This is a genomic window from Lentzea terrae (assembly GCF_003265345.1).
GTDB lineage: Bacteria > Actinomycetota > Actinomycetes > Mycobacteriales > Pseudonocardiaceae > Lentzea > Lentzea terrae.
On record NZ_QFWW01000020.1, the window covers coordinates 714,674 to 737,862 of the forward strand.

The 23,189-nt window shown below is 69.0% G+C and carries 22 protein-coding genes; 7 read left to right on the forward strand and 15 right to left on the reverse strand.

The genetic code is table 11. The features are described from left to right. Nucleotides 1-96 precede the first annotated feature (96 nt). Nucleotides 97-606: an SRPBCC family protein gene (locus tag DI276_RS25255; protein ID WP_112267465.1), complete on the forward strand. Its 510-nt coding sequence runs from the start codon at nt 97-99 to the stop codon at nt 604-606. Here the strand turns inward: DI276_RS25255 and DI276_RS25260 are convergent. The 4 genes from DI276_RS25260 to DI276_RS25275 all read right to left on the reverse strand — a co-directional run bounded on the left by DI276_RS25260 (nt 600) and on the right by DI276_RS25275 (nt 5,104). Beyond that, nucleotides 600-3,593 (reverse strand): amidohydrolase family protein, encoded by a 2,994-nt coding sequence (locus DI276_RS25260; RefSeq protein WP_112267467.1) that lies wholly within the window; start codon nt 3,591-3,593, stop codon nt 600-602. The two genes, DI276_RS25255 and DI276_RS25260, sit on opposite strands and share 7 nt — an antisense overlap. A 93-nt stretch (nt 3,594-3,686) precedes the next feature. Further along, nucleotides 3,687-4,118, reverse strand: coding sequence for an SRPBCC family protein (locus DI276_RS25265; RefSeq protein ID WP_112267469.1), 432 nt, complete (start codon nt 4,116-4,118; stop codon nt 3,687-3,689). Further along, nucleotides 4,115-4,672, reverse strand: a complete 558-nt coding sequence (locus DI276_RS25270) for a YdeI/OmpD-associated family protein (protein WP_112267471.1) — start codon at nt 4,670-4,672, stop codon at nt 4,115-4,117. Before DI276_RS25270 ends, DI276_RS25265 begins: the two co-directional genes overlap by 4 nt. A gap of 42 nt (nt 4,673-4,714) precedes the next feature. After that, complete coding sequence (locus tag DI276_RS25275; protein ID WP_112267473.1) at nt 4,715-5,104, reverse strand: hypothetical protein; 390 nt, start codon at nt 5,102-5,104, stop codon at nt 4,715-4,717. A 214-nt stretch (nt 5,105-5,318) separates the two neighbouring features. Here DI276_RS25275 and DI276_RS25280 point away from each other — a divergent pair, with 214 nt between their 5' ends. The 3 genes from DI276_RS25280 (at nt 5,319) to DI276_RS53060 (ending at nt 9,477) form a co-directional block, all read left to right on the forward strand. Continuing rightward, on the forward strand, nt 5,319-8,153 hold the full coding sequence (locus DI276_RS25280) for a S8 family serine peptidase (protein ID WP_157984918.1): 2,835 nt from the start codon (nt 5,319-5,321) through the stop codon (nt 8,151-8,153). Nucleotides 8,154-8,228: 75 nt separating this feature from the next. Next, a complete protein-coding gene (locus DI276_RS25285) occupies nt 8,229-9,341 on the forward strand; it encodes a metallophosphoesterase (protein ID WP_232836889.1) in 1,113 nt (370 codons plus the stop codon). Between the two features lies 1 nt (nt 9,342). Continuing rightward, nucleotides 9,343-9,477 carry a hypothetical protein gene (locus DI276_RS53060; RefSeq protein WP_269814299.1) on the forward strand — a complete coding sequence of 45 codons (135 nt, stop codon included), beginning with the start codon at nt 9,343-9,345 and terminating at the stop codon, nt 9,475-9,477. 316 nt (nt 9,478-9,793) lie between these two features. Here DI276_RS53060 and DI276_RS25290 read toward each other — a convergent pair whose 3' ends face one another. The 3 genes from DI276_RS25290 to DI276_RS25300 all read right to left on the reverse strand — a co-directional run bounded on the left by DI276_RS25290 (nt 9,794) and on the right by DI276_RS25300 (nt 12,292). Beyond that, nucleotides 9,794-10,324, reverse strand: coding sequence for a histidine phosphatase family protein (locus DI276_RS25290; RefSeq protein WP_198680868.1), 531 nt, complete (start codon nt 10,322-10,324; stop codon nt 9,794-9,796). Next, nucleotides 10,321-11,232: a hypothetical protein gene (locus DI276_RS25295; RefSeq protein WP_112267479.1), complete on the reverse strand. Its 912-nt coding sequence runs from the start codon at nt 11,230-11,232 to the stop codon at nt 10,321-10,323. Before DI276_RS25295 ends, DI276_RS25290 begins: the two co-directional genes overlap by 4 nt. A 307-nt stretch (nt 11,233-11,539) precedes the next feature. Continuing rightward, on the reverse strand, nt 11,540-12,292 hold the full coding sequence (locus tag DI276_RS25300; RefSeq protein WP_112267481.1) for an FHA domain-containing protein: 753 nt from the start codon (nt 12,290-12,292) through the stop codon (nt 11,540-11,542). A gap of 52 nt (nt 12,293-12,344) precedes the next feature. Here DI276_RS25300 and DI276_RS25305 point away from each other — a divergent pair, with 52 nt between their 5' ends. After that, nucleotides 12,345-14,027: a serine/threonine-protein kinase gene (locus DI276_RS25305; protein ID WP_112267483.1), complete on the forward strand. Its 1,683-nt coding sequence runs from the start codon at nt 12,345-12,347 to the stop codon at nt 14,025-14,027. Here DI276_RS25305 and DI276_RS25310 read toward each other — a convergent pair. From DI276_RS25310 to DI276_RS25320, 3 genes are all read right to left on the reverse strand, one after another. Next, on the reverse strand, nt 13,957-15,186 hold the full coding sequence (locus tag DI276_RS25310) for a sugar efflux transporter (protein ID WP_232836890.1): 1,230 nt from the start codon (nt 15,184-15,186) through the stop codon (nt 13,957-13,959). The genes DI276_RS25305 and DI276_RS25310 overlap by 71 nt on opposite strands. A gap of 64 nt (nt 15,187-15,250) precedes the next feature. Further along, nucleotides 15,251-16,603, reverse strand: a complete 1,353-nt coding sequence (locus tag DI276_RS25315) for a gamma-glutamyltransferase (protein ID WP_198680869.1) — start codon at nt 16,601-16,603, stop codon at nt 15,251-15,253. A gap of 75 nt (nt 16,604-16,678) precedes the next feature. Next, nucleotides 16,679-17,476 carry a hypothetical protein gene (locus tag DI276_RS25320; protein ID WP_112267485.1) on the reverse strand — a complete coding sequence of 266 codons (798 nt, stop codon included), beginning with the start codon at nt 17,474-17,476 and terminating at the stop codon, nt 16,679-16,681. 277 nt (nt 17,477-17,753) lie between these two features. Between DI276_RS25320 and DI276_RS25325 the strand changes: the two genes are divergently transcribed. Continuing rightward, on the forward strand, nt 17,754-18,014 hold the full coding sequence (locus tag DI276_RS25325; protein ID WP_112267487.1) for a DUF6289 family protein: 261 nt from the start codon (nt 17,754-17,756) through the stop codon (nt 18,012-18,014). A 4-nt stretch (nt 18,015-18,018) separates the two neighbouring features. Here DI276_RS25325 and DI276_RS25330 read toward each other — a convergent pair whose 3' ends face one another. Genes DI276_RS25330 through DI276_RS25340 form a run of 3 tightly spaced genes read right to left on the reverse strand, consistent with a single transcriptional unit; the run spans nt 18,019 to nt 20,209 of the window. Beyond that, a complete protein-coding gene (locus DI276_RS25330) occupies nt 18,019-18,645 on the reverse strand; it encodes a response regulator (RefSeq protein WP_112267734.1) in 627 nt (208 codons plus the stop codon). Beyond that, nucleotides 18,642-19,691 (reverse strand): sensor histidine kinase, encoded by a 1,050-nt coding sequence (locus DI276_RS25335; RefSeq protein ID WP_112267489.1) that lies wholly within the window; start codon nt 19,689-19,691, stop codon nt 18,642-18,644. Before DI276_RS25335 ends, DI276_RS25330 begins: the two co-directional genes overlap by 4 nt. After that, complete coding sequence (locus tag DI276_RS25340) at nt 19,688-20,209, reverse strand: DUF1453 domain-containing protein (RefSeq protein ID WP_112267491.1); 522 nt, start codon at nt 20,207-20,209, stop codon at nt 19,688-19,690. Before DI276_RS25340 ends, DI276_RS25335 begins: the two co-directional genes overlap by 4 nt. 122 nt (nt 20,210-20,331) lie before the next feature. On the opposite strand from DI276_RS25340, the gene DI276_RS25345 reads away from it, so the two are divergent. Continuing rightward, on the forward strand, nt 20,332-20,925 hold the full coding sequence (locus DI276_RS25345; protein ID WP_112267493.1) for a DedA family protein: 594 nt from the start codon (nt 20,332-20,334) through the stop codon (nt 20,923-20,925). Here the strand turns inward: DI276_RS25345 and DI276_RS25350 are convergent. Both DI276_RS25350 and DI276_RS25355 read right to left on the reverse strand, forming a co-directional pair. Beyond that, nucleotides 20,832-22,040 (reverse strand): MFS transporter, encoded by a 1,209-nt coding sequence (locus DI276_RS25350; RefSeq protein ID WP_112267495.1) that lies wholly within the window; start codon nt 22,038-22,040, stop codon nt 20,832-20,834. The two genes, DI276_RS25345 and DI276_RS25350, sit on opposite strands and share 94 nt — an antisense overlap. 329 nt (nt 22,041-22,369) lie before the next feature. Then, nucleotides 22,370-23,068, reverse strand: a complete 699-nt coding sequence (locus tag DI276_RS25355) for a carbonic anhydrase family protein (protein WP_157984919.1) — start codon at nt 23,066-23,068, stop codon at nt 22,370-22,372. Nucleotides 23,069-23,189: the final 121 nt, after the last annotated feature.

The window sequence follows — 23,189 nt, forward strand, 5'->3', positions numbered from 1 at the left end:
TGCCCCGGCCGGGGATACGCAGAGCCGGGAGTGGTGCGCCCGCCAGATCGCCGGTGGGATTCGGAGTTGCCGAGAAACGTCGAACAGGGGATCGCCATGAGCACCGCAGTTGAACCGCACAACCGCATCGAGACCGTTGCCCTGGCCGACTTCACCTTCACGCGTCGCGCGTGGGTCGATGCCACTCCTGCCGAGGTCTACCGACTGGTCAGCGATGTGTCCTCGATCAGTCGCTGGAGTCCCAACGCGAGCGAGGTCGCCTTCGACGAGGGTGCCGGCCCCGTCGCCGGGGCCTGGTTCAGCGGGCACAACCGCAGGGACGGCAAGGAGTGGATCACTCGTTCGCAGGTGGTGCGGGCCGAACCAGGTTCCGCCTTCGTCTTCGTGGTCGGTGGAGCCGAGAACGGCATCGTCGAGTGGAGCTGGACGTTCCAGGCGCGCGGCCGCGGATCCGTGGTGGAGCAGTCGTGGCGGTTGCTCCGCCTTGACCCGGTTCTCCCGAGCACTCGAGCGGAGTTGACCGCATTGCGCGACTACATGGCGGACAGCGCGGAAGCCACGCTCACCTCCCTCGCCGAATGGGTCACGAGCAACCCCCGTCAGTGATCGCAGCAGACGTGCTCGGCCCACTCCGGCTCGTGCCACCAGTGCTCGTTCTCCGCGGACGGCAACGGTTCGCGCGCACTCGTCGCCATGACCTGGGCCTGGTTCTGGTACGGCGCAAGCAGATCCGCGATCTGGTGGAGCCTGCCGCCCACCATGACCTGCTTGACGTCGGCCGCGGCCTTGATGTCGGCGAGCGGGTTTCCGTCGACGAACGAGATGTCGGCGGCCGCGCCCGGCTTGATCGCGCCGAGCGGGAGGCCCAGCCAGCGCGCCGGGTTTCGGGTGGCGGTGATCAGCGCTTCCCGTGGCGTGAAGCCGAACTTCACCATCGCGCGCAGGTTCATGTGGGTGGCGGTGGCCGGGGCGTCCAGGGGTGCGTCGGTGCCGCAGATGACCAGGCCGCCGCCGCGGTGCACCGCAAGAGCGAACTCGACCCAGTTGCGCAGGATGTGGGCGGACGAGGCGGCGCCTCCGCTGTTGGCGTCGGCGAGGTAGCGCTCGTACTCCCACGGCGGGAAGAGGATGCGGGTGCGTTCGTCGAGTGCCAAGGACTTGTCCTCGGCGAACAGGGCGCGGTTGTGGAACAGGGTCGGGGTCATCGACATGCCCGACCGCACGAACAACGACACCACGTCCTGGTACGCGCGGCCCTGGCGGGTGACGGTGTGGGAGTAGCCGAGGCGGTTGGTGGCGCCGACGTGTTCCATGCCGTCCATGCCCAGGTTGGCGGCCGGGTAGAGGTAGTGGGACGACAGCGGGATCTTGGCGCGCTGGACGGCCGCGCGCTGCAGTTCCACAGGAAGGCGGACGTAGGTTTTGATCATGTCGTACGCCAGCTCGTGGGCCCGGCGCAGTTCGAGGTCGAGCTGGGCGCGGGACAGCGTGGGGCGCATGAAGTTGTAGTAGACGCGCGAGCCGTCGATGGCTTCGCCGGTGGCGTAGAAACGTGGCCCGGTCAGGGTTCCCGCGGCCAGCGCTTCGCGCGTTTCGACCATTTGGTAGACCGGGTCGCCGGGCGAACGGACGGTGGTGATGCCGTAGGCGAGCCACACGTTGCCCTGGCGTGCTCCCCACTGGCGGCCGCGCAGGTGCCAGTGGTTGTGGGCGTCGATCAGGCCGGGAATGGCGGTCAGGCTGGACGCGTCGACGTCGGCGCGGCCCCGGTGCGGGCGGACTTCCTTGACACAGCCGCGTTCCACGACGATGTCGACGTTGTGGCGGAGGTCCTGCGCTTCGCCGTTCCAGTAGGCGCCGACGTGGACGACCTTGCGCTCGGGAGCTTTGGGCTTGGCCCAGTTCAGGTTCACCCGGATCGTGGACGTCCTGCCGTCCAGAGTGGACTTCCTGAGCCGGCCGTTGTTCAGATACACCAACGCCTCGTTGCCGTGCCATGCGAGCGAGTCGGTGACCTCGCGGGTGACCTGGCGCGGTTCACCCGTGAAGTTCCCCTTGGCGTCCACGGGAACGACCCAGGCAACGCTCTCCACGACGAACGCGATGTACTTGCCGTCCGGGGACCACACCGGGCCGTCGTCGCCGCGGGTGGCGATGGAGCGGAACGGCATGGGCTCGGTGTACCTGAGCTCACCCGAGCCCAGGTCCACGGACAGGACCTGGCTGGTGCCCTCGCGGAACCTGCGCGAGAACGGCTTCACCGCCGCGAGGGCGACGATCGTGCCGTCCGCGGACCACGTCGGGCGGCCCGGTTGGAAGAGCGTGGACGTGATCTGGCGGCGGCCGCCGGCGTCGGCGATCCAGACCTGGCCGTCCTGGTCCACGTACGCGACCTTGGTGCCGTCCGGGGAGAAACGTGGCGTGGTCTGCGCACCCGGCGCCGGCGCGAAGAGCTTGTCCTCACCTGTCGCGAGGTCGCGGACCCAGAGCTGCGCGACGCCGGAGCGGTCGCTGGCGTAGACCAACCGGGTGCCGTCGGGCGAGAAGTCCGGGTCGGAGTCGAAGTACTTGCCGTCGGTCAGCTTCGTGGTCTTGCCGCCGCTCACCAGGTAAAGCGCGTTCAACGCGCGGAACGCGATCTTCGAGCCGTCCCTGGACACGACCGGGCCCGCGATGCCCTTGACCGGTCCTGCGGTGAGGTTCTTGCCGCGATGGGGCTGCACGGTCCGGATCGGGACGGTGACCTCGAACGGGATGTCAGTGCTGGTACCTTCGACGTGCCAGCGGATCTTGCCGTCAGCGGTGTAGAGGACGCGGTCGCCGTCCCACACCGGGGCGAACCCGAAGATGTCCTGGCCGGTGACCACGGCCGTCGTGCCCAGCATCAGATCGGCCTGGCCGGGCCGCATCTGCGTGTAGCTCGGCTGGTCGCCAGGACCGAACGCGGCACCGAACAGCTGGAAGCCCGCCGGTGCCGTGACGAGGCGGGAGCGCCGACCGTCCAACGTGACCGTGTCGACGGTGGTGTTGCCGGTGATGAAGATGATCCGCTTGCCGTCCTTCGACCACTGCGGTGCGGCCGCCTCGTCCGGAGCGCCGGTCAGCTGCGTGATGGCGCCGGACGCGACGTCCAGGACGTGCACGCCGTAGCTGCCGGCGCGGTCGCTGACGAACGCGATCTTCGTGCCGTCCGGGGAGAACGCGGGCTCGCGGTGGTCGTACTTGCCCCGCGTGAGCTGCTTGAGGCCGGTGCCGTCGAACCCGACAACGCAGAGGTGGTAGTTGCCGTCTCGATAGGACTGGAACGCGATCTGGTTGCCCGGCCCGAACGACGGCAGCGTGGCGTCCTGCAGCTCGTCGGTCAGCTTCCGCGCCGTGCCACCGGTGGACGGCAGCACCCAGATCGCCGTGACGAGGTCGATCGCAAGCCACTTGCCGTCCGCGGAGCGGGAAACCGAGATGTTGGTGCCCTGCGTCAACCGGACCCCGGTCTCCCCGGCCTGAGCCGAACCGATGCTCAGCGTGGACGCGGCGGTGGCGACGGCGGCGGCCTGGCCGGTGCGGGTCAGCAGTTCGCGGCGCGACAGATCCATGACACTCCCCCAGAGTCGATCCCCTGCGAGATCCACCCTGCCACCGGCAAGCCCGTGCGCTATCGACCGTTCGGCGTAGTGCCGGTTGCGGCACTACCGCTCGACGTTCTCCTTGAGGCGCTTGAGATCCGCCGCGATGCTGCGCCGCACCTGCCAGCGCATCAACGGCTCGGCCACCGCGAAGAACCCGCCGGGCGAGCCGGCAGCCCGAATCGCGACGTTCGTCCCCTCCGGTGTGTCCGCCAGCTCGTACCGCACGGTCATCGGGAACGGTTTCTCGACCTTCATCTCGATGAGCCGATCGGGCTCGTGCGCGGTCACCACGTAGCCGTAGTCGAACGTGCGCCCCAGGAACTTCGCGGTGCGGACGACGGTCGCGCCCTCCACCAGCAGCCCGGGCTGGTTCGGCCGCGACGCGGTGATCCCGCCCGTCCACGCGAGGTCGTTGGCGGGGTCGAACATGTACGCCGCCACCTCGGCCCGCGGCTTGCGCACGACTACCTCCGGCCGCACATCCACGCTCATGGCCGGAGGCTAGTCCTGCCGTGATGTGCCCGCACGTTCAGCGCGGCCAGCTCGACGGTCTCGGCGATCCGCCGTTGCCGGGTCTCCGGTTTGCGCGCCTGCGTGACCCACTCCAGGATGAGCCTGCGCGACGACGGCGGGAACGCCTCGAAGTTCTTGCACGCCAAGGGATTCTCCGCGAGGGCCGCATCGAGGTCGGCCGCCTGGACCTCCCACCGGCCGGTGGCCTTGGCGTGGTCGATCAGCTCCTGACCGCGCGGGGTCATCAGGCCGGCCGTGCTCATCCGCGCGGCCCGTTCGCGGTTCAGGGCGCTCCAGCCGCTGCGGGACGTGCGCGGGCTGAACCGCAGCGCCGAGCTGTGCTGGTCCTGCTTGCGGTGGTGGCTGTCGATCCAGCCGAAGCACAGCGCGTGCTCGATCGCCTCCTCGTAGCGGATCGTGTGCACGGGGCTGTCCTTGTGGTGGATCAGCAGCCACACCTCCTTGGCGCTGCCGGAGTGCTGGGCGAGCCAGGAGCGCCAGTCGTCGGTCGTGGCGGCGAGGAACGTGTTCATGCACCCAGGATCACGCTCAAAGTGCTCATCAACTGAGCACTTTCAGATGACGAGCGCACCCTCGATGCGGGCCACCATGGCGTCCTCCGCGGACACGACCACGCCGTCGGCCTCGGCGACCTCGCGGCAGATCGCCAGCACGGCGCGCGGGAACGACGCGGCGTCCTCCGGCGAGCGGGCGGACAGGATCTTCATCGAGCGGCGCAGGGCCTCGAGGACGACCGGTTCGATCTCCTCGTCGGTACCGGCGGGGACGGACGGGCGTGCGGCACCCATCACCATGCGCAGGTCGGGGCCCAGGTTGGCCAGGGCGCGCAGGCCGGCGAACCGCTCCTCCAGCACGGGGCCGGGGTCGGCGTGGGAGACCAGCAGCATCGCGCCGTACACGGCGGTGCGCAGCGTGCGGCTCTCCTCGTCGGTGTAAAAGATCATGGGCCCTACTCTATGTCGGCTCGGCTGGACGTCGGTCAACGGTTGTGGCCGTTCCGGCACTTGTTCCGGAACGACCGCCGCCGGAAGCGTGACCTGCATGAAAACGTTATGCAGGTCGGCGCTGGCGGCCGCGGTCTTGCTATCAGGACTCGTGGTGCCGTCTGCGGTTGCCTCTCCAACGCAAACTGGGACCGTCCTCATCACCGGCGACCGGGTGAACGTCGTCACACAGCCCGGAAAGCCGCCCAACGTCGTCATCCAGCCCGCTCCCGGACGTGCGCGGATGCCGTTCCTGAAGACCGTCGACGAGGGCCGGGTGTCGGTCATCCCGTTCGACGCGCAGCAGCTCGTGCTCAACGGCGTGCTGGACGCGCAGCTGTTCGACGTCACCAAGCCGCCGCGCAAGGTCATCATCCGCTACACCGACGAACGCATCGCCTCTCATCAACTCACCCGAGATCTGTGGCGCCAGATCAACCCGCACGCGCCGAACCAGACCGACCGGCTGCCCGGCATCGCGAAGATCAGCCCTGACCGGATCCTCAAGCCGCTCGACCACGACAGCGTCCAGCAGATCAAAGCACCCAAGGCGTGGCAGCAGGGCCTCACCGCGAAGGGCGTGCAAGTCGCCGTGCTGGACACCGGCGTGGACCAGGAACATCCCGATGTGAAGGGCCGCATCAAGGCCACCAAGGACTTCACCGAAAGCAACGACGTCACCGACGCGCACGGCCACGGCACGCACGTCGCCGGCACCATCGCGGGTTCTGGGCCGGAACCGGGCACGGCACCGGACGCGGACCTGTTGATCGGCAAGGTCTGCGAGCCGCAGTACTGCGAGGAGTCCGCGGTGATCGCGGGCATGCGTTGGGCCGCGGAGCAGGGCGCCCGAGTCGTGAACCTCAGCCTCGGCGGCGACGCCACGGACGGCACCGACGAGCTCAGCCAGACGCTGAACTCGTTGAGCGCCAAGTACAACACGCTCTTCGTTGTCGCGGCGGGCAACGAAGGGCGGGCACAGTCCGTCAGCTCACCGGCAGCAGCGGACGCGGCGCTGGCGGTCGCGAGCGTCACGAAGCACAACCAGCTCAGCTACTTCTCCAGCCGCGGCCCGCGCATCGACGGCGCGGTCAAGCCGGAGATCAGCGCACCCGGATACGCCATCGCGGCGGCACGGGCGCAAGGCACGTCCATGGGCTATCCGATCAACGACCGGCACACCCTGGCCAGCGGCACGTCGATGGCGACGCCGCACGTCACCGGCGCGGCGGCGATCCTCGCCGGGCAGCATCCCGACTGGTCCGCCGCACGCCTCAAAGCCGCGCTGACCACCACCGCGGACCCGATCGGCGCCGTGGTGTTCGAGCAGGGCACGGGCGTCGTGAACCTCGACAGGGCAACGAAAACCCAGCTCACCGCGGAACCCGCAACCCTGCATGGCAGCGGCACCATCACCTATCGCAACGACGGCGCTCGCCCGGTCAAGCTCACGATCTCCAAGCCCGGCAACGTCGAAGCCGATCGGACGACCGTCGAAGTCCCGGCGCGCGGCACCGCAACGGCGACGTTCAAGACCACCAAGCCCGGTGCAGGCGACGTGATCATCGCGCGCGACCACGACAACGTCATTCGCACCGCCATCTCAACGCAGACGGGCACCGAAGCCACCGGGCAGATCAAGGTCCAGTCCGTCGCCAGGGACGGCGCCCAGAACGGCACCGGCGGCTACGGCTTCCTGGTCGCGATGGCCAACCACACCAACAAGAAGATGTACGCGGGCGGCATCGGCAACGGCCGCGCGCTGCAGGGCGAGATCCCGCAGGGCCGTTACACGATCTTCTCCTGGGTGCCGAGCCCGATCGAGGGCCGGCCGCCGTGGGAGCCGTCGCAGACCCTCGTGGCCCAGGACGTGACGGTCGGCCCTCATGGCGCCGAAGTCATCCTCGACGCACGGCCGGGCCAGAAGCTCCAGGCCACGGTCAACGGCGCCAAGGGCACCGGTCTGGTCGGCACGAGCCTGGGCACGGCGAACGGGTCGGCGTTCGCGAGCCAGGGCGACGAGGTCTACGTGGTTCCCGGCAGCGCGCACGGCATGATCTACACGGCCGTGCAGTACCTCCGGAACGTGCCGGGCAGCACGATCTGTGGCACCTGCGCGATCGCGGTCAGCCGGGAAAACGCTTTGACCGCAACGCTTCCGTCCCCGAAGGACGGCGACTTCGCCAAGGTGACGGCCAGGATCGCCGGGCCGGCGACGACCGGCATGTGGGTCACGTTCGCCGAGCACCCGCTCTCCACGCCGCCACCGGGAGACGCGGCCGAGAACCTCACGTTCCCCGGCACGCACACGACGTACTACCACTCGGCCGGCGACCTGGAGTGGTGGGCGGCGCAGGTCCGGACCGACCCGGACCAGCAGGTGATGCAGGCCCAGAACTGGCGCTCGTTCGCCAACGGCCAGGCGTACTTCGAGAAGTGGAGCCACGGCGTGCTCGGCCCGGCCGTCACGTCCACCACGATGCGCCGCAACGGCAACATCATCACGGCGAACACCGCGCTGCTGTCCGACCCGACGCACGGCCACTACGGTTTCGCGGGCGACCGGGAACTGGAGGGCCGCACCGAACTGCGCCGCAACGGCAAGCTCGTGGACGGGGTCCGGGATCCGGACGGCGGCACGTTCCAGGTGCCGCCCGGCAAGGCCAGGTACCGCCTCGAAGCCGCTTCGTCAGCGCGCCGTGCCGCCTGGGAGTTCGAGTCCGCGGAAAGCACCGGTCCGCTCCCCCTCACCGCGGTCCGGTTCGACGACCGCAACGGCTCCACCATCCCGTTCCGCCTCGACAAGACGACCACGGCCGGACGCACGAAGAAGCTGACCGTGGACGTCTCCTACGACGGCGGAACGACGTGGCAACCGGGGTCGTACGTGGTGTTTGGCGACCGCGGAGTTCTGCTCGAAGTGAAATCCGGCCCGGTCTCGCTCAAAACACGTGTGACGGACGTCTACGGCAACTCGGGCGAACAAACCATTGTCGGTGCGTTGACATAGATTGGAATTGACACCCCGGGAGGACGAGCGATGACGACCACCGCGGCCCGACGGCCCCGCATCACGGTACGGCGCGTGGTCTTCACGCTCGTCCTCCTGACGGTCACCACGCTGCTGTTCTGGGTGCCGTTCGAGGGCCTGTTCGCGGCGAGCGCCGAGTGGCCGGCCCCGGTCCGGCCGATCGCCGCGGTGGTGTTCGCCGGTGCGGCCATCGCGATGATCGTGCTTTTCACGCAGCGGAACTCAGACCGGGCCGCCCGGGTCTCCCAGTTCCTGCTCGGCTTCGTGTGGATCGCGTTCGTCTGGACGTTGCTCACCGACCTCCTGCGGCTGGCGTTGGCTGTCGGCGGCGTCGAGAACCCGTTGCGCTCCCGCCTGATCGCCGTGCTGCTCGCCGTACTCATCGTCACCATCACCGCGTATGGCGTCTACGAGGCCATGCGCGTGCCGCGGATCAAGCGACAGGCCGTCACCATCCCGCGCCTGGACCCGGCGTTCGACGGCCTGACCGTCGCCGTCATCACCGACACCCACTACGGCGCCATCAACCGCGCGAAGTGGTCACGCGGCATGGTCGACGCGGTCAACCAGCTGAACGCGGACGTCGCCGTGCACGTCGGCGACATCGCGGACGGCACCGCCGACCAGCGCCTGGAGCAGGCCACCCCGCTCGGCGACGTGAACACGCCGCACCGCTTCTACATCACCGGCAACCACGAGTACTACTCCAACGCGCAGGGCTGGATCGACCTGATGACCCGCCTGGGCTGGAAGGCGCTGCACAACGAGCACGTGGCCCTCGAACGCGGCGACGCTCGCCTGGTGTTCGCGGGCATCGACGACATCACCGCCGACCACTCCGGCGAGCCCGGCCACGCCGCCGACCTGGCGCTCGCCCTGCGCGGCACCCACGGCAGCGACCCGGTGGTGCTGCTCGCCCACCAGCCGTCGGAGATCCGCAAGGCCGTGGAGGCGGGCGTCGACCTGCAGCTGTCCGGACACACGCACGGCGGCCAGATCTGGCCGTTCCACTACCTCGTGCGGCTGCAGCAGCCGGTGGTCGCCGGCCTGAGCAGGCACAGCGACCGCACGCAGCTCTACACCAGCCGCGGTGCCGGGTTCTGGGGCCCGCCTATGCGCGTCTTCGCGCCCAGCGAGATCACCCTGCTGACGCTCAAAGCTGGGTGAGGTGACCGGCGCTGGCCTCACGCCCGCGTCGCGCAGCACCGAGTTCCGCACCAGCCGCGGCGCCGACGTCTGGGACCCGCCCATGCACGTCTTCGCGCCCAGCGAGACCACCCTGCTCACCCTCAAAGCTGCGTGAGGTGACCGGCGCCGACCTCGCACACGCGTCGCGCAGCACCCGGCTCGCACCAGCAGCAGCACCGACTTCCGGGGCCGCCGACGCGCACCTTCGCACCCAGCAAGATCACCTCGCTGCCGCTCAAAGCTGGGGTGAGGCGACCAGCGCCCGCCTCACGCTCACGTCGCGCAGCACCCCAGCTCTGCACCAGCCGCAGCGCCGGCTTCCGGGTCCGCCGCCGATGCGCGGCTTCGCGCCTGGCGAGGTGACCGGCGCCGCCCTCACGCGCGTTGCGCAGCACAGCGAGATCACCCCGCTCACCCTCACCGCGCCTTGGTCAAAGCCCACCGAGGTGGCCGCTGTCGTTGAACCGCACCAACGCCGGCGACCTGCCCGTCGTGTAGCGGATGACGGTCAACGCCGCGTTGTCGTGGTTGAGCGACAACCACCGCTCGGGCGGGGCGTCCAGCGCGTCCCGCACCAGCCAGCTGATCAGGAACGAGTGCGTCACGACCAGCACCGGGCCGTCGCCGGGCCGGGCGAACCGCGTCTCGGCCTCGTGCGCCAGGGCGGGGCCGCGGGTGCGTTCCGACTCCGGGAACTGGTCGAAGAACGCGTCGTGGTCGGGGACGAAGTGCGGCACGAAGTCGTCGGCCGCGGCCTCGACCCGGCAGGGCACCTTCAGCACCGAGGCGATGATCGACGCGGTTTCGGCTGCGCGCGGCGACGGGCCGTGGTGCACCGCCGCGAATCCCGTGCCCCGCAACCGTTCCGCTAGCAGCTCGGACTGCTTGCGGCCGCGTGCGGTCAGCCTCGATTCGTCCTTCGTCGCTTCGCCGTGCCGGACCAGGTGGAGATCTCGTGTCACACCGTGCAGTCTGCCTTGATGGCAGATGCGGCGTGATGGGCGTAGGTAGGTCCGGAGTTGTTCCAGTCCTGACCTCGGGTGAGCAGTTGCACGGTCAGGTTTCCGCTGGCCTTGAACTTCCCGGCCGAGACCCACTGGCCGCGCTTCTCGACCTGCTTGATCGCGAACGACGCCATCGGGATGCCGCCGACGCCGTTGCGGTCGAAGACGTAGTACACGGTCGGGTTACCCCCGACCTCCTCCAGGTTGCCGTTCGGGATGAACACCGAGACGTCGCACGAGCCGGTAGCCGCGAACGTCCACTGCCCGTAGGCGGAGCTGTCGTCGCGGCGCGCGTCGCCGGACATCGGGATCGACACGAACGTCGAGCCGCACTTGCCGTCGCCGTGGTCGACCCAGCCCTTGCGGCCGTCGCGGTAGGAGCCGACGTTGGTGTAGCCGCCGCAGCCGGGGCCCGTGGTCAGCGACTTCGCACCGCTCGGAGCTCGGTCTGCAGGAGGCGGCGCGGGTTGCGTGGTCGTCGGCGGGATCAGGCCGAGCGCCGACGAGGCGAGCGTCGGGTTCATGCTGTTCGCAGAGGACGACTCGTCCGGCAGCGCTTCCGGCGGCGTGATCAGGCCGGGCACGTAGCTGTGCGAGGGCTGCGCGATGTCCGTGTTGCCGTCGCCGGAGCCTCCGCTGGACGTCACGGCCACGATTCCGGCGAGGACCAGGAGTGCGGCCGCGGCGGCGATCACCGCGACGCGCGGCTTGAGCTTGAACTGCCGGCTCGGCGGCTTCTCCTCCGGCATCGGCAGATCGCCGGCGGCGGCCCAGCGTTCGCGGCCCCTGGCGCGGGCAGCCTCCATCAACGCTGGGTCCGGCGCGAGATGGCGCTCGGTCGGTCCGTCGGGGAACTCGGATTGCACGGAGCGCAGTGTGCCAGCACCTGAGGGTCACTCGAACGTGTGGCTCTTTCACGAACGTGTCGTTTGCAGCCAACTAACCGCACGCTGTGTCGACCGGCAGATCGTTTCGTCTACGTTGCGTCACAATGACCGGAGCAGACATGTCATCATTCCTGACTCGTGAGTCAAGCTAAGTACCGTCCCGCACCTGCGCACACCGATCAGCCGTGTGACAAAAGACCGGATCTTGTTCCGGTACCACGGTCACGGTCAGGAAACACCTGCAGCACACCTTGATCTCGTGGCGTTTCGGGGCAACAGAACCGGTTCAGGACAGCACGTCTATCAGTGCCAAATCCGGTGGCACCAACGTCGTCGACAACACCAGCTCGCGCATCAGGTTGTCGTTCAACGCGTTTCCAACCGGCTCACCCACCTCTTCGCGCACGAGCCCCACGACGCCCTCACGCGACAATCGAGCCCGCACGGCCGCGACCATGTGCTCGACCTTCTTGTGGCTCCACGCCTCGTCCGGACGCAGCTCGGCCATCACCTCGGCAACGTGCTGGCGTGCCAACGGCTGTGGGTTCGCCTCGTGCATGAGGTACCGCTGGCCGAGCACGACGAGCAGCAGCCGTTCGTCGTCGGTGAGCCGCCAACGGCGCGGAGGCTCGGTCACGGCACCATGCGGCACCACGGGCTGACCGCCGTCCGGACCGGCCACGTACAGCTCCAGCAGGTGCTCGCGGTCGCGCGTGCCGCGGATGAACAACGGCGTGTAGCCGTCGACGAGCGGCACCGGATCTTCCTCGGGGAACAGCCAGCGCGACTTGGGCAACCGGATCGGCAACCGGCCCAGGTTGCTCACCCACCACGCACCCTCACGGCACGTCAGCGCGCCATGCCGCCGTGACACCCGCAGATCGCTCTCGCCGACGCAGATGTCGACGTCGGGCCGGTTGCGGCCGAACACGACCGTGTGACCGTCAACGGGCGCGCTGTTCACACGGCCCGTGACCGCCAACGCGACGATCCCGCCAGGCACGGTCTGCGGCACTTGGCGCGCCAAGCTTTCGTACATTCTTCGCAGTCTGCACCCAAGACCTGGGGACCCGTCCCTAAGATCCAGGTTCGTGGTTGGACGCACCATCGCGGACCGGTACCGGCTCGAAGAGCACCTCGGCTCCGGCGGCATGGGCGAGGTGTGGCGCGCGACCGACCTGCAGTTGCAGGAAACGGTGGCGCTGAAGCGGCCCAGGGAGGGCGACGCAGGCCACGAGGCGCGCATCGGCGCCGAGCTCAGCCACCCCAACGTGATCACGGTGCACGGCACGGTGACCGACGGCGCCGAACAGTGGCTGGTGATGGAGTATCTGCCGTCCCGGTCGCTGGCGGAGATCCTCGAGGCGGACGGCCCGATCAGCCCGCAGCGGGCCGCGAGGATCGGCGCTCAGCTCGCGGACGCGTTGGCCGCCATGCACGCGAAGGGCATGGTCCACCGCGACGTGAAGCCCGGCAACGTGCTCGTCACCGAAAACGACGTCGCGAAGCTCAGCGACTTCGGCATCTCCCGCTGGGCCGAGCAGACCCTCATCGGCGGCGGTGACGTCGCGGGTACGGCCGCCTACCTGGCGCCGGAGGTCGCGGACGGGCACGAGGCACGGCCCGCGTCGGACGTCTTCGCGTTGGGCGCCACGCTGTTCGCGGCCGTGGAGGGCACCTCGCCGTGGGGATCCCCGGACGCGGGATCCGCCGAACAACTGCGACGCGCCAAGGCTTACGACATCACGCCGGCACAGCACGGCGGCCCGTTCAGCGACCTGCTCGCCCAGCTCCTGCAACGCAACCCGAATGACCGCCCGGCCACCGAGAACGTCGGCCCGCTGCTGGAGGGCGTCAAGCTTCCACGGCGACGCAACGCGATCATCATCGGCGCCGCCGCACTCGTCGCCGTCCTCGCGACCGGCGCGGTGCTGTACAGCCTGCCCACGCCGGGCACCGTCGGCGATCCCAGGACGATGGACGTCTGCGGTCTCACCGCGAGCAAGGACGACTTCCAGCGCTTCCAGCCGGACCGCGTCGACACCGGCGCTCTGAACTCCTACTGGTTCAACGGCTGCACGAGCTGGCTGGCCTTCGCCGAGAGCGGTGTGATCGTCGACTACTTCGTGAAGCAGTTCGTCCAGTACGGCGCCACGCAGCCGACCGGACAGCTCGGGGCGATCGCCCAGATCGGGTCCACCGAGAAGGTCTGCACGAAGTCGATCGTGCTGGTCGACGGCAACAGCCTGCAGATCGAGGCCAAAGGCGCCGGGCAGCCGTTGTGCGACATCGCCCAGGTGGCTGCCGAACGAGCACATGCCGTGCTCACCGAACGTCAGATCCCGCGCCGCACCGAGCCGTGGCCCGCGAACTCGCTCGCCGGCGTCGACGCGTGCAGCCTGCTCAAGCCGGAGAACCTGGTGCCGCAGCTGAGGTCGGCGGCGACCCCGTACCCGTGGAACGAGCTCGGTTTCTGGGGCTGTGGCTGGGACTACGACCAGCGGCAGGTGCAGATCGAGTTCAGCCGCCAGCGGCCGTTCGACTCCGACGACGGCACTGTCGTCGAGGTCGGGGGCGGGCGCCTCGCCTACCTGGAGCCGGAGTCCGACGAGGGCGAGTGCCAGGTGAAGATCCAGCAGCGCGTCGTCCGGGAGGAGGACAAGCGGATCGAGGTCGTCCGCGTGATCCTCAGCGAGGACAAGCTCACTGAGGGCATGCCACTGTGTGCTGGAGCGGTCGAACTGGCGAAAGCCGTCGTTCCGCGGCTGCCATGAGCCTGCCCGCCACCAGCAGCAGCGCGAGGCCGAGCACGCACATCGTCAGGCTGAACCCGTAGACCCAGCGGAACCCGAACTCCTGGGACACGCCGAGCAACGCGCCCGCGATCATGCCGCCGACGATCTGGGTGTTGCTGAACATCGTCGACGCGTGGCCGGGGCGACCGGGGTCGAGGCTCTGGAAGTAGGTGAGGCCCACGCCCATCACGAGTGAGATGACGGTGGCGTGCAACAGCTGCGCGGCCATCACCTGCCAGACGGCGTCGGTGAACAGCATCAGGCCGTGGTAGCCCAACGCGATCATCGCGCCGATGACCACGAGCTTGTGCTGCGACATCCGGTTGGCGAGGGACCCGAACCACAGGATCATCGGGATCTCCAGCGCCGCGCACAGGCCCATCGCGAGCCCGGCGTCTCCCGCCGTGCCGTGCAGCTCGGTCGTGACGAACAGCGGCAGGCCGCTCACCGCGAGCCCGACCGCGCCCTGCAGGAACACGAACGCCACGGCGACGACCGACATCCCGCCTCGCGACGGTCCGGCAGCCTCCTCCTCGACCTTCTCTTCCTCCGGTGCGGCAACCGGGATCGGGAGCGTGAAGGCGAGCACCGCGACACCGAGCTGCAGCAGCGCCGTCGCGGTGAAGAGGCCGACCCACCCGGTCTTGGCGACCATCAGCGCGGCCAGCGGCGGCCCGGCCACCCACGCGACGGACAGCAGCGTGCGCAGGACGCTGACCATCATCGACGGTCCCCGCGAGACCGCACGGCCGTAGGCGAAGATCTGCGGGAGCAGCGACGACGTGATCGCGACGAAGACCACGGACGTGCCGAGCAGGAACCAGTAGTCGCGCAGGACGGCGAACAGGCTGTAGCCGATCGCACCGGAGACACCACCCGCGACGAGCAGGTACCGGCGCTGGATCCGGCCGTCCGACAGCTTGCCCATGATCGTGCTGGCGACGACGGACGCGAGCGGGCTCGCGATCAGGAACACGCTGAGCTGGATCGGCGAGACCTTGACCTCGGTGGTCAGGAACAGCGAGCCGAAGGGCATCGCGAACGCCATCGACACGCCGCTGACGACGCTGATGGCGGAGAGTTGGAGGAACGTCCGGGACAGGAGCGGCGAGGAGGATTTCTCGCGAAGTGCCGTCACCGCTCCATCGTGCGTGCTGACTCGTGAATCAGAAAACCAATTATCCCATTATGCGGGCAATGTCTCACACGATGACCACAGCACCGTCTCGACGGTGATCCCCACCACCCCTGAGCAGGCCGGATCCGGTCATCTCGACCACCTGGCAGCCACCGAAGAACATGCTCGGCGCGCGGAAATACGTCACCGGGAGTTCGCTTTCCGGCCTAATTCCCGGTTCGACACAAAGATGATCTCCACCGAGGTGCAGGCGGGGTGCGTCGACGGCGTCCTGAGCGGGCATGCCGCGGTCGAGGACGTTCACGAGCACCTGCAGGATCGCGCCGCAGATCCGGCTCGACCCCGCGCTGCCGAGCACGAGCTCTGCTCCTCCGTGGTTGGTCACGACGGTCGGCGACATCATCGACGGCAGCCGGTCGCCGGGCGCGTGGCTGAAGAACCCGTCCGGCGAGAGGTCCTCCTCGCCCATCATGTTGTTCAGGTGCACACCCGCGATCGAGATGCCGGAGCCCGCGCCGTTCGTCGTGGTGACCGAGCAGGCCGTGCCGTCGGCGTCGAGCACGGAGATGTGCGTGGTGGAGCCGAGCCGGTTCAGGTGCGTCTTCGGGGCGGCCATCGCGCGGATGAGGTCTCGTTGCGACGGGTTGTCCGGCAACGCTTCCAGCATCTGCGTGAGCAACGCACCGCCCGCCGCGGGTGGTGGGTTCGTGTGGATGTCACGGCCGCGGTGGCGCACGTGCAGCGGTTCCCTGGTGGCGACCTCGTAGGCTGCGAGATCTTTTCGGCTCAGGTCGCCGCCGTTCGCGGTGATCTTGTCGGCGATCGCGGCCGCGATGTCGCCCGTGTAGAACGGTTCCGCGCCGTCCTCGCCGAGCCGTTCGAGGGCTTCGGCGACCTCCGGCTGGACCAGCAGCTCGCCTTCCTCGAACGCGGTGAGGCCCGCGCTGTGAGCGAGCGGCAGCAGCAACGAGGTGACGTAGGCCTGGTAGCGGTTGACGCGGTGGCCTTCGCGCGCGTGTTTCGCTGCCGTGGCCACGAGTTCGTCGAGCGGCGCCCGGCCGTACGTGACGGCTTTCGCGGCGCCGGCGGGCATTCCGTACGCGGCGACGGAGGACGGTCCCACGTGGAATTCCTGGGACGCGTCACCGAAGTGGACGATGATGGGGTCGAGCGGAGCCCGGTCGGCCTGGGGCTCGCGGCCGGGTGCCTCGGCCGAGAAGTCCAGCAGCACAGGGGGTTCGCCGGCCGGGGCGATCAGCATGTACCCGGCGGCGCCGAGCCCGGTCAGCAGCGGCTCGGTCACGCACGACGTGAGCATCGCCGCGACGGCCGCGTCGACCGCGTTTCCCCCGGCGCGCAGCATCGCCGCGCCCGCCTGTGCGGTGAGCGGGTGACCCGCAGCGATCGCGCCTCGCACCGTTGACCTCCACAAAAGAGAAGGCAGTCAACGGTAGACCTGTTGGCGATCAGCGGGCCACCCGACCCCGTGTGCCTACTTCTTGGTTGCGGTGTAGTTCCGGAAGTTGATGTAGGTGTCCAGGATGTCCGACGAGGCGCTCTCGACCGAGCGGTAGATGCCCCACTTCGGCCGGACGTAGTCGCCCTCGTCCGGGATCCGCACGCCGGAACGCTTGCCCTGCACCGCGATCGGCGCGCTCGCGCCCGTGCCGTTGCGCAGCACGAAGCCGACCGTGCCGCTGGAACCGGGCGTGATCGTCCACTCGACGGTGACCCACTTGTTGCGCAGCGGGGCGAGGTTGGTGGAGGCGATGTCCGGCGCACCTGACGTGGCGAACGCGCGCGCCCGGATCGTTTCGGTGCTACCGCTGCGGCTCAACGACAGGGTCGTCCACGGGCCGCCGTTGGTGCTGGGCGTCTTGGTCTGGAAGATGTGCGTGAACTTGCTCGTGCCGTGCAGTGATGACGGCATGTACATCTCGTACGAGATGACCCACGTCTCGCCGTTCTTCATCTTGATGGCACTGCCGTTGCTGACCATGCCCTTGGACTCGGTGCGCTGACGGTCACCGCCACCGGTCGTGTCGCGGTCGTTCTTCCAGATGTTGAACCGGTAGTGGTCGCCCTCGACGACGATGTACTTGCCCTTGCGCTCGGGGAACTTGTTGCCGCGGTCGACCTCGATGCCCTCGAACGCCTTCAGACCGTCGGTCGCGGGGTTCGGGCTCCACGCAGGAGCAAGTGCCTCCGCCGGGCCGACCGTGACGAGCATGAGGGCGGCCGCTGTCAGTGCCACTTTTCGGGTTGCCCTGCGGGTGATGCGCGATTCCATCGTTCGGTGCGTCCTTCCTGGCGGCGTACGACAGGGGGAGCACATCGGGCGGCGGAGCGATGTCCTTACCCAGACGAAGGTAGGAGGTCTCAGCCTGCGGTGTCAACGAAAGTGCCAGAAGTTGACTGCGCCTGACAAGATTCATCGGATTAGTCCGGCCGGAAACGCGATCTTTCCTCATAACTGGGTCCCGGTCCGATCCCGGCGCGGAACAGCGGTGGAACCGGGTGGAACGCCGTATCGAGTGGAACATCCTGATGCGAGAGGGGACACCCGAATGTTCAAGCGCGTCTTCACGGCGGCGCTCTTCACCGCCGCCATCGCGACCGCCACCGCCGCTCCTGCCTCCGCGATCCCGACGATCCCGGCCCCGACACCGGACCGCCTGGTCGTGATCAGCTACTACACCGACCACCAGCACCGCGACCTGGTGGGTCAGGTGTGGTTCGGCTGCGGCGCCCCGCGCGACAGCTGGGGAGTGCAGACCAACCAGGCCACCCTGCACACCGTGCTCTGCGGACCCGCACCGCGCACCTGACAGGTCAGCCCCTGAGCGCCAGGGCGAGCCGGACCGCGTCCGCGCGGGAGTGCAGGTCCGCCTTGGCGAACAGGTTGTTGATGTGCGTCTTCACGGTGGCCTCGCTGATGAACAGCCGCCGCGCGATCTCGCCGTTGCGCAGCCCTTCGCCGATCAGGTCGAGCACCTCGCGTTCTCGGGCGGTCAGGTCGACACCGGGCTGTTCGACGGGCCTGCGGCTGGCGAGGTCGAGCAACCGCAGCTGCACCGCGGGGTCGAGGATCGCGTTGCCGGCGTGGGCGGCCCGCACGGCCTGGATGATCGTGCCGCGGTCGGCGTCCTTGGTCAGGTAGCCGCGGGCGCCCGCGCGCAACGCCGCCAGGATCGACTCGTCGTCGTCGAAAGTGGTCAGCACGACGACCGGCAACTCGGGATTCGAGGCCCGCAACCGGCCGGTCGCCTCCGCGCCGCCCATGACCGGCATGTTGAGGTCCATCAGCACGACCTCCGGCTTCAGTTCCGCGACGGCCGCAAGGGCTTCCTGGCCGTTCGACGCGGTGCCGACGACGGTGACGTCCGGGTCGAGGTCGAGCATGACGGCGAGCCCGTCGCGGACCGCCGCCTGGTCGTCCACGATCAACAGCCTGATCATCGCGGCAGCTCCATCCGCACCGTCCACCCTGGACCTTCCCGGCCCGCGAACAGCTTTCCACCCAGCAAAGCAGCCCGTTCCCTCATGCCCACCAGGCCCATTCCGCCACCCGGCTGCCCGTCCCCCGCTGAGCCGCTGTCGCTCACGGTCAGCCTGACCACCAACGGCTCGTACTCCAGCAACAGTTCCACGCCCGCGCCAGGCGCGTGCTTGTGCGCGTTGGTCAAGGCTTCCTGTGCGGCGCGGATGACGGCCTGTGCGATCTCGACGCGCACCGAGCCCACCCCGTTGACGTGGAACGACGCGCCGTGGCTCTCGGCGAGCCGTGCGAGCGTCTCCGGCAGCGGCTTTGGGTCCTCCCGCAACGCGTGCACCGCGCGCCGGGTTTCCTTCAGCCCGGACACCGCCAGCGCGCGTGCGCGCCGCACGGCTTCGTTGGCCTCGTCGGACTTGCCCGCGGCGTGCAGGGCGTCGGCCATGTCGAGCTGCACGGCGATACCGGACAGCGAATGCCCGACCACGTCGTGGATCTCGCGGGCGATCCGGCCGCGTTCCTCCAGTGCCGCCGCGTATTCGGCGGCCGCGGCGCGTTCCCGCCGGATCAGGCCGAAGAACACCGGCAACCCGGCGGTGAGGCACAGCCACCACCGCGGCACGTCCGGCACGCCGAGCGCTTCCGCCAGCCACGCCGAGACCGTCGTGAGCAGCGAGCCCGTGACGGCCAGTGCGACGGAGATCCGCCTGGAGCCGAGCTGACGGCCGGCCGTGCTCGTCGCGAGGAACACGAACACCACCGCCGCGGTGTCCGGTGCCAGCGCGAACAACGGCGCGCTCGCCACCACGAACAACGTGACCAGCGCGACCTGTCCCGGTTGCGGCAGCCGGTCCAGCACGAACACGCACGCGACCGCCGCGGCGATCACCACGGCGGTCAGGGCCCAGGTCAGTTCCGGCAGGTGCGGCGGGCGCTCGGCCAGGTGCACGACGGTGATCGCGGCGAGCACCAGCGTCGCAAGCGGCCGGATCAGCTGGTCGGTGAACCTCATCGGGATGAATCATGCCCGTTCCCGTGCACCCTCTGCTGCCAGGAGTCGAGGAACGGTGACGTGCGGTGCGGTTCCCCGTTGCGGCCCTTCGACCACACGACCTGCCCACGCACCCGCACGGCCTTGGCCAGCACGACCAGCCCCTCGGCGAGCAGGCCCGCGCCGACCACGAGCATCAGGCCGTTGCTTCCGTTCGAGCTCGTCACGAACCCGAGGGCGAACCTCGCTCCGATGCTCGCTGCCCACACCGCGATCGTCATCGCCGTGTAGCGCAACATCACGATGCCGTCCTGCTCGTACGTGCGGATGGTCAGTCCGCGCAGCAGCCCGAACACCACGCTGAGCGCCGCGCTGACCGCGAGGGCCGCGGACAGCGAGGTCTGTGTCAGCCCGATCACGCCGAGCACGACCGGGAGCACCAGCAGCCGCTTCCCCTCTGCCGGCTCCCCCATCAGCCTGCGCGCCAGTACATAGCTGATCGCGGCGACGATCAGCACGATCTCAACAGTTCCGCTCATGGCCTCAACGCTAGGAATCCGGGCAGGTCAGCGCGTGGGCCCAGCGCCGTAGCCGGGGTGGAGATCCGTCTCCACCCGCTCGGCCGAGGTTGAGGGGCGGGGCGAAACGGGTAAATCCGGTTATGGAGTGGATCACTCGGCTGATGGAGGCGCTGGGCTCGCCCGGCGCCGGGCTCGCGGTCGCGCTGGAGAACGTGTTCCCGCCGGTGCCGAGCGAGGTGATCCTGCCGCTGGCCGGGTTCACCGCCGGCCAGGGCAAGATCTCGCTGTTCGCGGCGATCCTGTGGACCACCGCGGGTTCGGTCGTCGGCGCGCTGCTGTTGTACGGCCTGGGCCACTGGCTCGGGCTGGACCGGATGCGGCGGATCGCGGACAAGATGCCGTTCGTTTCGGTGTCCGATGTGGACAAAGCCGACGAGTGGTTCGACAAGCACGGCAACATGGCCGTGTTCGTCGGGCGGATGGTGCCGGTGGTGCGGAGCCTGATCTCCATCCCGGCCGGGGTGTCCGGGATGCCGATCGCCCGGTTCACCCTCTACACCGCGGCCGGCAGCCTGGTGTGGAACTCCGCGCTGATCCTCGCGGGCTACTTTCTCGGTGAGAACTACGAGCTGGTCGACCGCTACCTGGGCTGGGTCTCCACGGCGGTGCTGGCCGCGCTGGCCATCGCCATCGTCTGGTTCGTGGTCTCGCGTGTGAAGGCCCGTCGTTCGTAGATCACCGACGCCAGCGCGATCGCCAGTCCTGCCAACGAAAGCGCCACGCCGACCCAGGCCGTTGACGTGTAGCCCCAGCCCGCCGCGATCGCCAGCCCGCCGAGCCACGCACCCGCGCCGTTGGCGACGTTGAGCGACGAGTGGTTCGACGACGACGCGAGCGACGGCGCGTCCGGCGAGGCATCCATCAGCCGGATCTGCAGCGCGGCGGCCAGGATCTGCACCACGAACCCGAGCAGGAACAGGTTCGTGAACAGGAACGCGGGAATGGTCGCGGTCAGTCCGAAGAGGACCAGGATCAGGCAGACCGCGACCAGGCCGCCGAACACCGAGCCCAGCGCGGACCGGTCCACGAACCGGCCGCCGAACGTGGCGCCGAGCGTCATGCCGAGCCCGAACACCGCGAGCATCCACGGCACCGCCGACTGGGAGAGCCCGGCGACCTCGGTGGTCAACGGGGCGACGTAGGAGTAGACGGCGAACATGCCGCCGAAGCCGATCATGCCGGTGAAGATCGCGAACCACACCGTCGGCCGGCCGAACGCGCGGACCTCGCCCTTCATCGACGCGCCTTCGACCTTGGGCACCCTCGGCACCCACGCCGCGATCGCCGCCGCCGTGACCAACGCGATCACCGCCACCGCCAGGTACGCCGTACGCCACCCGATCTGCTGCCCCGCGGCCGTTGCCAGCGGTACGCCAACAAGGTTCGCCACAGTCAGTCCGACCATCACACGCGCAACAGCCGTGCCGCGCCGTTCGGGAGCCACGAGCGTCGCCGCCACCACCGCCGCGATGCCAAAGAACGCACCGTGCGGCAGCCCGGCGACAAACCGCGCCACGAGCAGCAACGTCTTGTCCTGCGCCGCAGCACTCAGGCCGTTGCCCAGCGCCACCGCGAGCATCAAACCGATGAGCATGCCCTTGCGCGACAACTTCGCCCCGAGCACCGCGATCAACGGCGCCCCCACCACAACCCCGGCGGCGTAGAGACTGATCGCGTGGCTCGCCTCGTAGTCGGGAATCCGGAACGTCTCCGCGATCTGCGGCAACAGCCCCATCGTCGCGAACTCGGTCGTACCGATGCCGAACCCGCCGAGCGCGAGCGCGGTCATGGCGCGAGTCGTGTTCAAAGCTCCCCCGAAGTTAGTTAGCTACCGGAACGATTTTACGGCCGTTCTGACGCGCTTCAGAAGCCTTACCGGCGGTGCCGCTGCTCACACGCTTCTCCGGCGCGACGGAGATCACCGGCACCGCAAGACCACCGCCGGCCAGCAGCGCGCCGCACCCCTGCCTACGCCGCACCCCACACCGCCCGCCATGCCCTCCACTCCTGGGCCCCACCGCCCCACGCCCCGCCGCACCAACCACCCCTCACCCCACCCCCATCACGCAAAGAAGGCCGGCCCCACAACGGGGACCGGCCTTCTCGGCTAGCGGTGGATCAGATGCGCGGAACCTCGACCAAGGTCCGCCCGTTGAGCGGCTGCGTAGCGCGAGCGTTGCCCGAGCTGAACAGCCCCTTGAAGCGCGCGATGGTCACGGCCGTCACGTGCTGCGGGCTGGTGAGGTACCACTCGACGCCCTCGGTGAACGGCGCCGTGGTGAGCGAGCCGGTGTAGTGCAGCGTCTGGTCGTTGTAGGCCGGAAGCAACCGGTTGAGGTTGATCGGCTCGATGTCGACCGGGTCGCCGCACTCCGGCGCGAGCTTCGCCAGGACGTCGTCCACCACCGAGTGCGGGCCGACGACCAGCGGGACGCCGACGACCAGCAGCTTGCCCTCCGCACTGCGGTGGACGAGATGCATCTCGAGCGGGGTGTTGCGGCCGCCGAACTTGTGCTCGGACGGCGTGTGGAAGTGGAACTGCACCAGGTCGTACCTGGTGCCGCCGACGGTGACGTGGCCGGCGCCTGGCTGGACCTCCGCCTCCTCGGTCTCCTCGTGGTCGCGGGTCGTGCAGCCGTTCGGCTTGTCCGCGTCCTTGCGGATGTACTTCAACTCCAGCGCGGAGGACCCGTACGTGACGTCGAGCTTGGGCGCGTGCGGGTCGAACCGGATCGCGTCGGCCGTGACGTTGACGGGGCTTTGCTTCGGTGTCCCCGACTCAGCCGTGCCGACCGCGAAGAAGGACGCGGAGAGCACCAGCGGAAGAAGAGCCGGAAGGGACCGTCTTAAGTTCATTGCCCCACTTTTCACCCGATCGAGTGAAAAGGGGAGACAAGTGTGGCCACGCTCTCACAGTTCCGAATTCGTTCCGGTCTCA

What these genes read in the sequence shown, in the direction of transcription:
- DI276_RS25270 (WP_112267471.1), bottom strand. Translation starts at nt 4,672, where the DNA reads ATGAACACGTTCCTCGCCGCCACGACCGACGACTGGCGCTCCTGGCTC.
- DI276_RS25320 (WP_112267485.1), bottom strand. Translation starts at nt 17,476, where the DNA reads ATGGAATCGCGCATCACCCGCAGGGCAACCCGAAAAGTGGCACTGACA.
- DI276_RS25255 (WP_112267465.1), top strand. Translation starts at nt 97, where the DNA reads ATGAGCACCGCAGTTGAACCGCACAACCGCATCGAGACCGTTGCCCTG.
- DI276_RS25345 (WP_112267493.1), top strand. Translation starts at nt 20,332, where the DNA reads ATGGAGTGGATCACTCGGCTGATGGAGGCGCTGGGCTCGCCCGGCGCC.
- DI276_RS25265 (WP_112267469.1), bottom strand. Translation starts at nt 4,118, where the DNA reads ATGAGCGTGGATGTGCGGCCGGAGGTAGTCGTGCGCAAGCCGCGGGCC.
- DI276_RS25340 (WP_112267491.1), bottom strand. Translation starts at nt 20,209, where the DNA reads ATGAGCGGAACTGTTGAGATCGTGCTGATCGTCGCCGCGATCAGCTAT.
- DI276_RS25350 (WP_112267495.1), bottom strand. Translation starts at nt 22,040, where the DNA reads ATGACCGCGCTCGCGCTCGGCGGGTTCGGCATCGGTACGACCGAGTTC.
- DI276_RS25275 (WP_112267473.1), bottom strand. Translation starts at nt 5,104, where the DNA reads ATGATCTTTTACACCGACGAGGAGAGCCGCACGCTGCGCACCGCCGTG.
- DI276_RS25300 (WP_112267481.1), bottom strand. Translation starts at nt 12,292, where the DNA reads ATGTACGAAAGCTTGGCGCGCCAAGTGCCGCAGACCGTGCCTGGCGGG.
- DI276_RS25335 (WP_112267489.1), bottom strand. Translation starts at nt 19,691, where the DNA reads ATGAGGTTCACCGACCAGCTGATCCGGCCGCTTGCGACGCTGGTGCTC.
- DI276_RS25330 (WP_112267734.1), bottom strand. Translation starts at nt 18,645, where the DNA reads ATGATCAGGCTGTTGATCGTGGACGACCAGGCGGCGGTCCGCGACGGG.
- DI276_RS25325 (WP_112267487.1), top strand. Translation starts at nt 17,754, where the DNA reads ATGTTCAAGCGCGTCTTCACGGCGGCGCTCTTCACCGCCGCCATCGCG.
- DI276_RS25260 (WP_112267467.1), bottom strand. Translation starts at nt 3,593, where the DNA reads ATGGATCTGTCGCGCCGCGAACTGCTGACCCGCACCGGCCAGGCCGCC.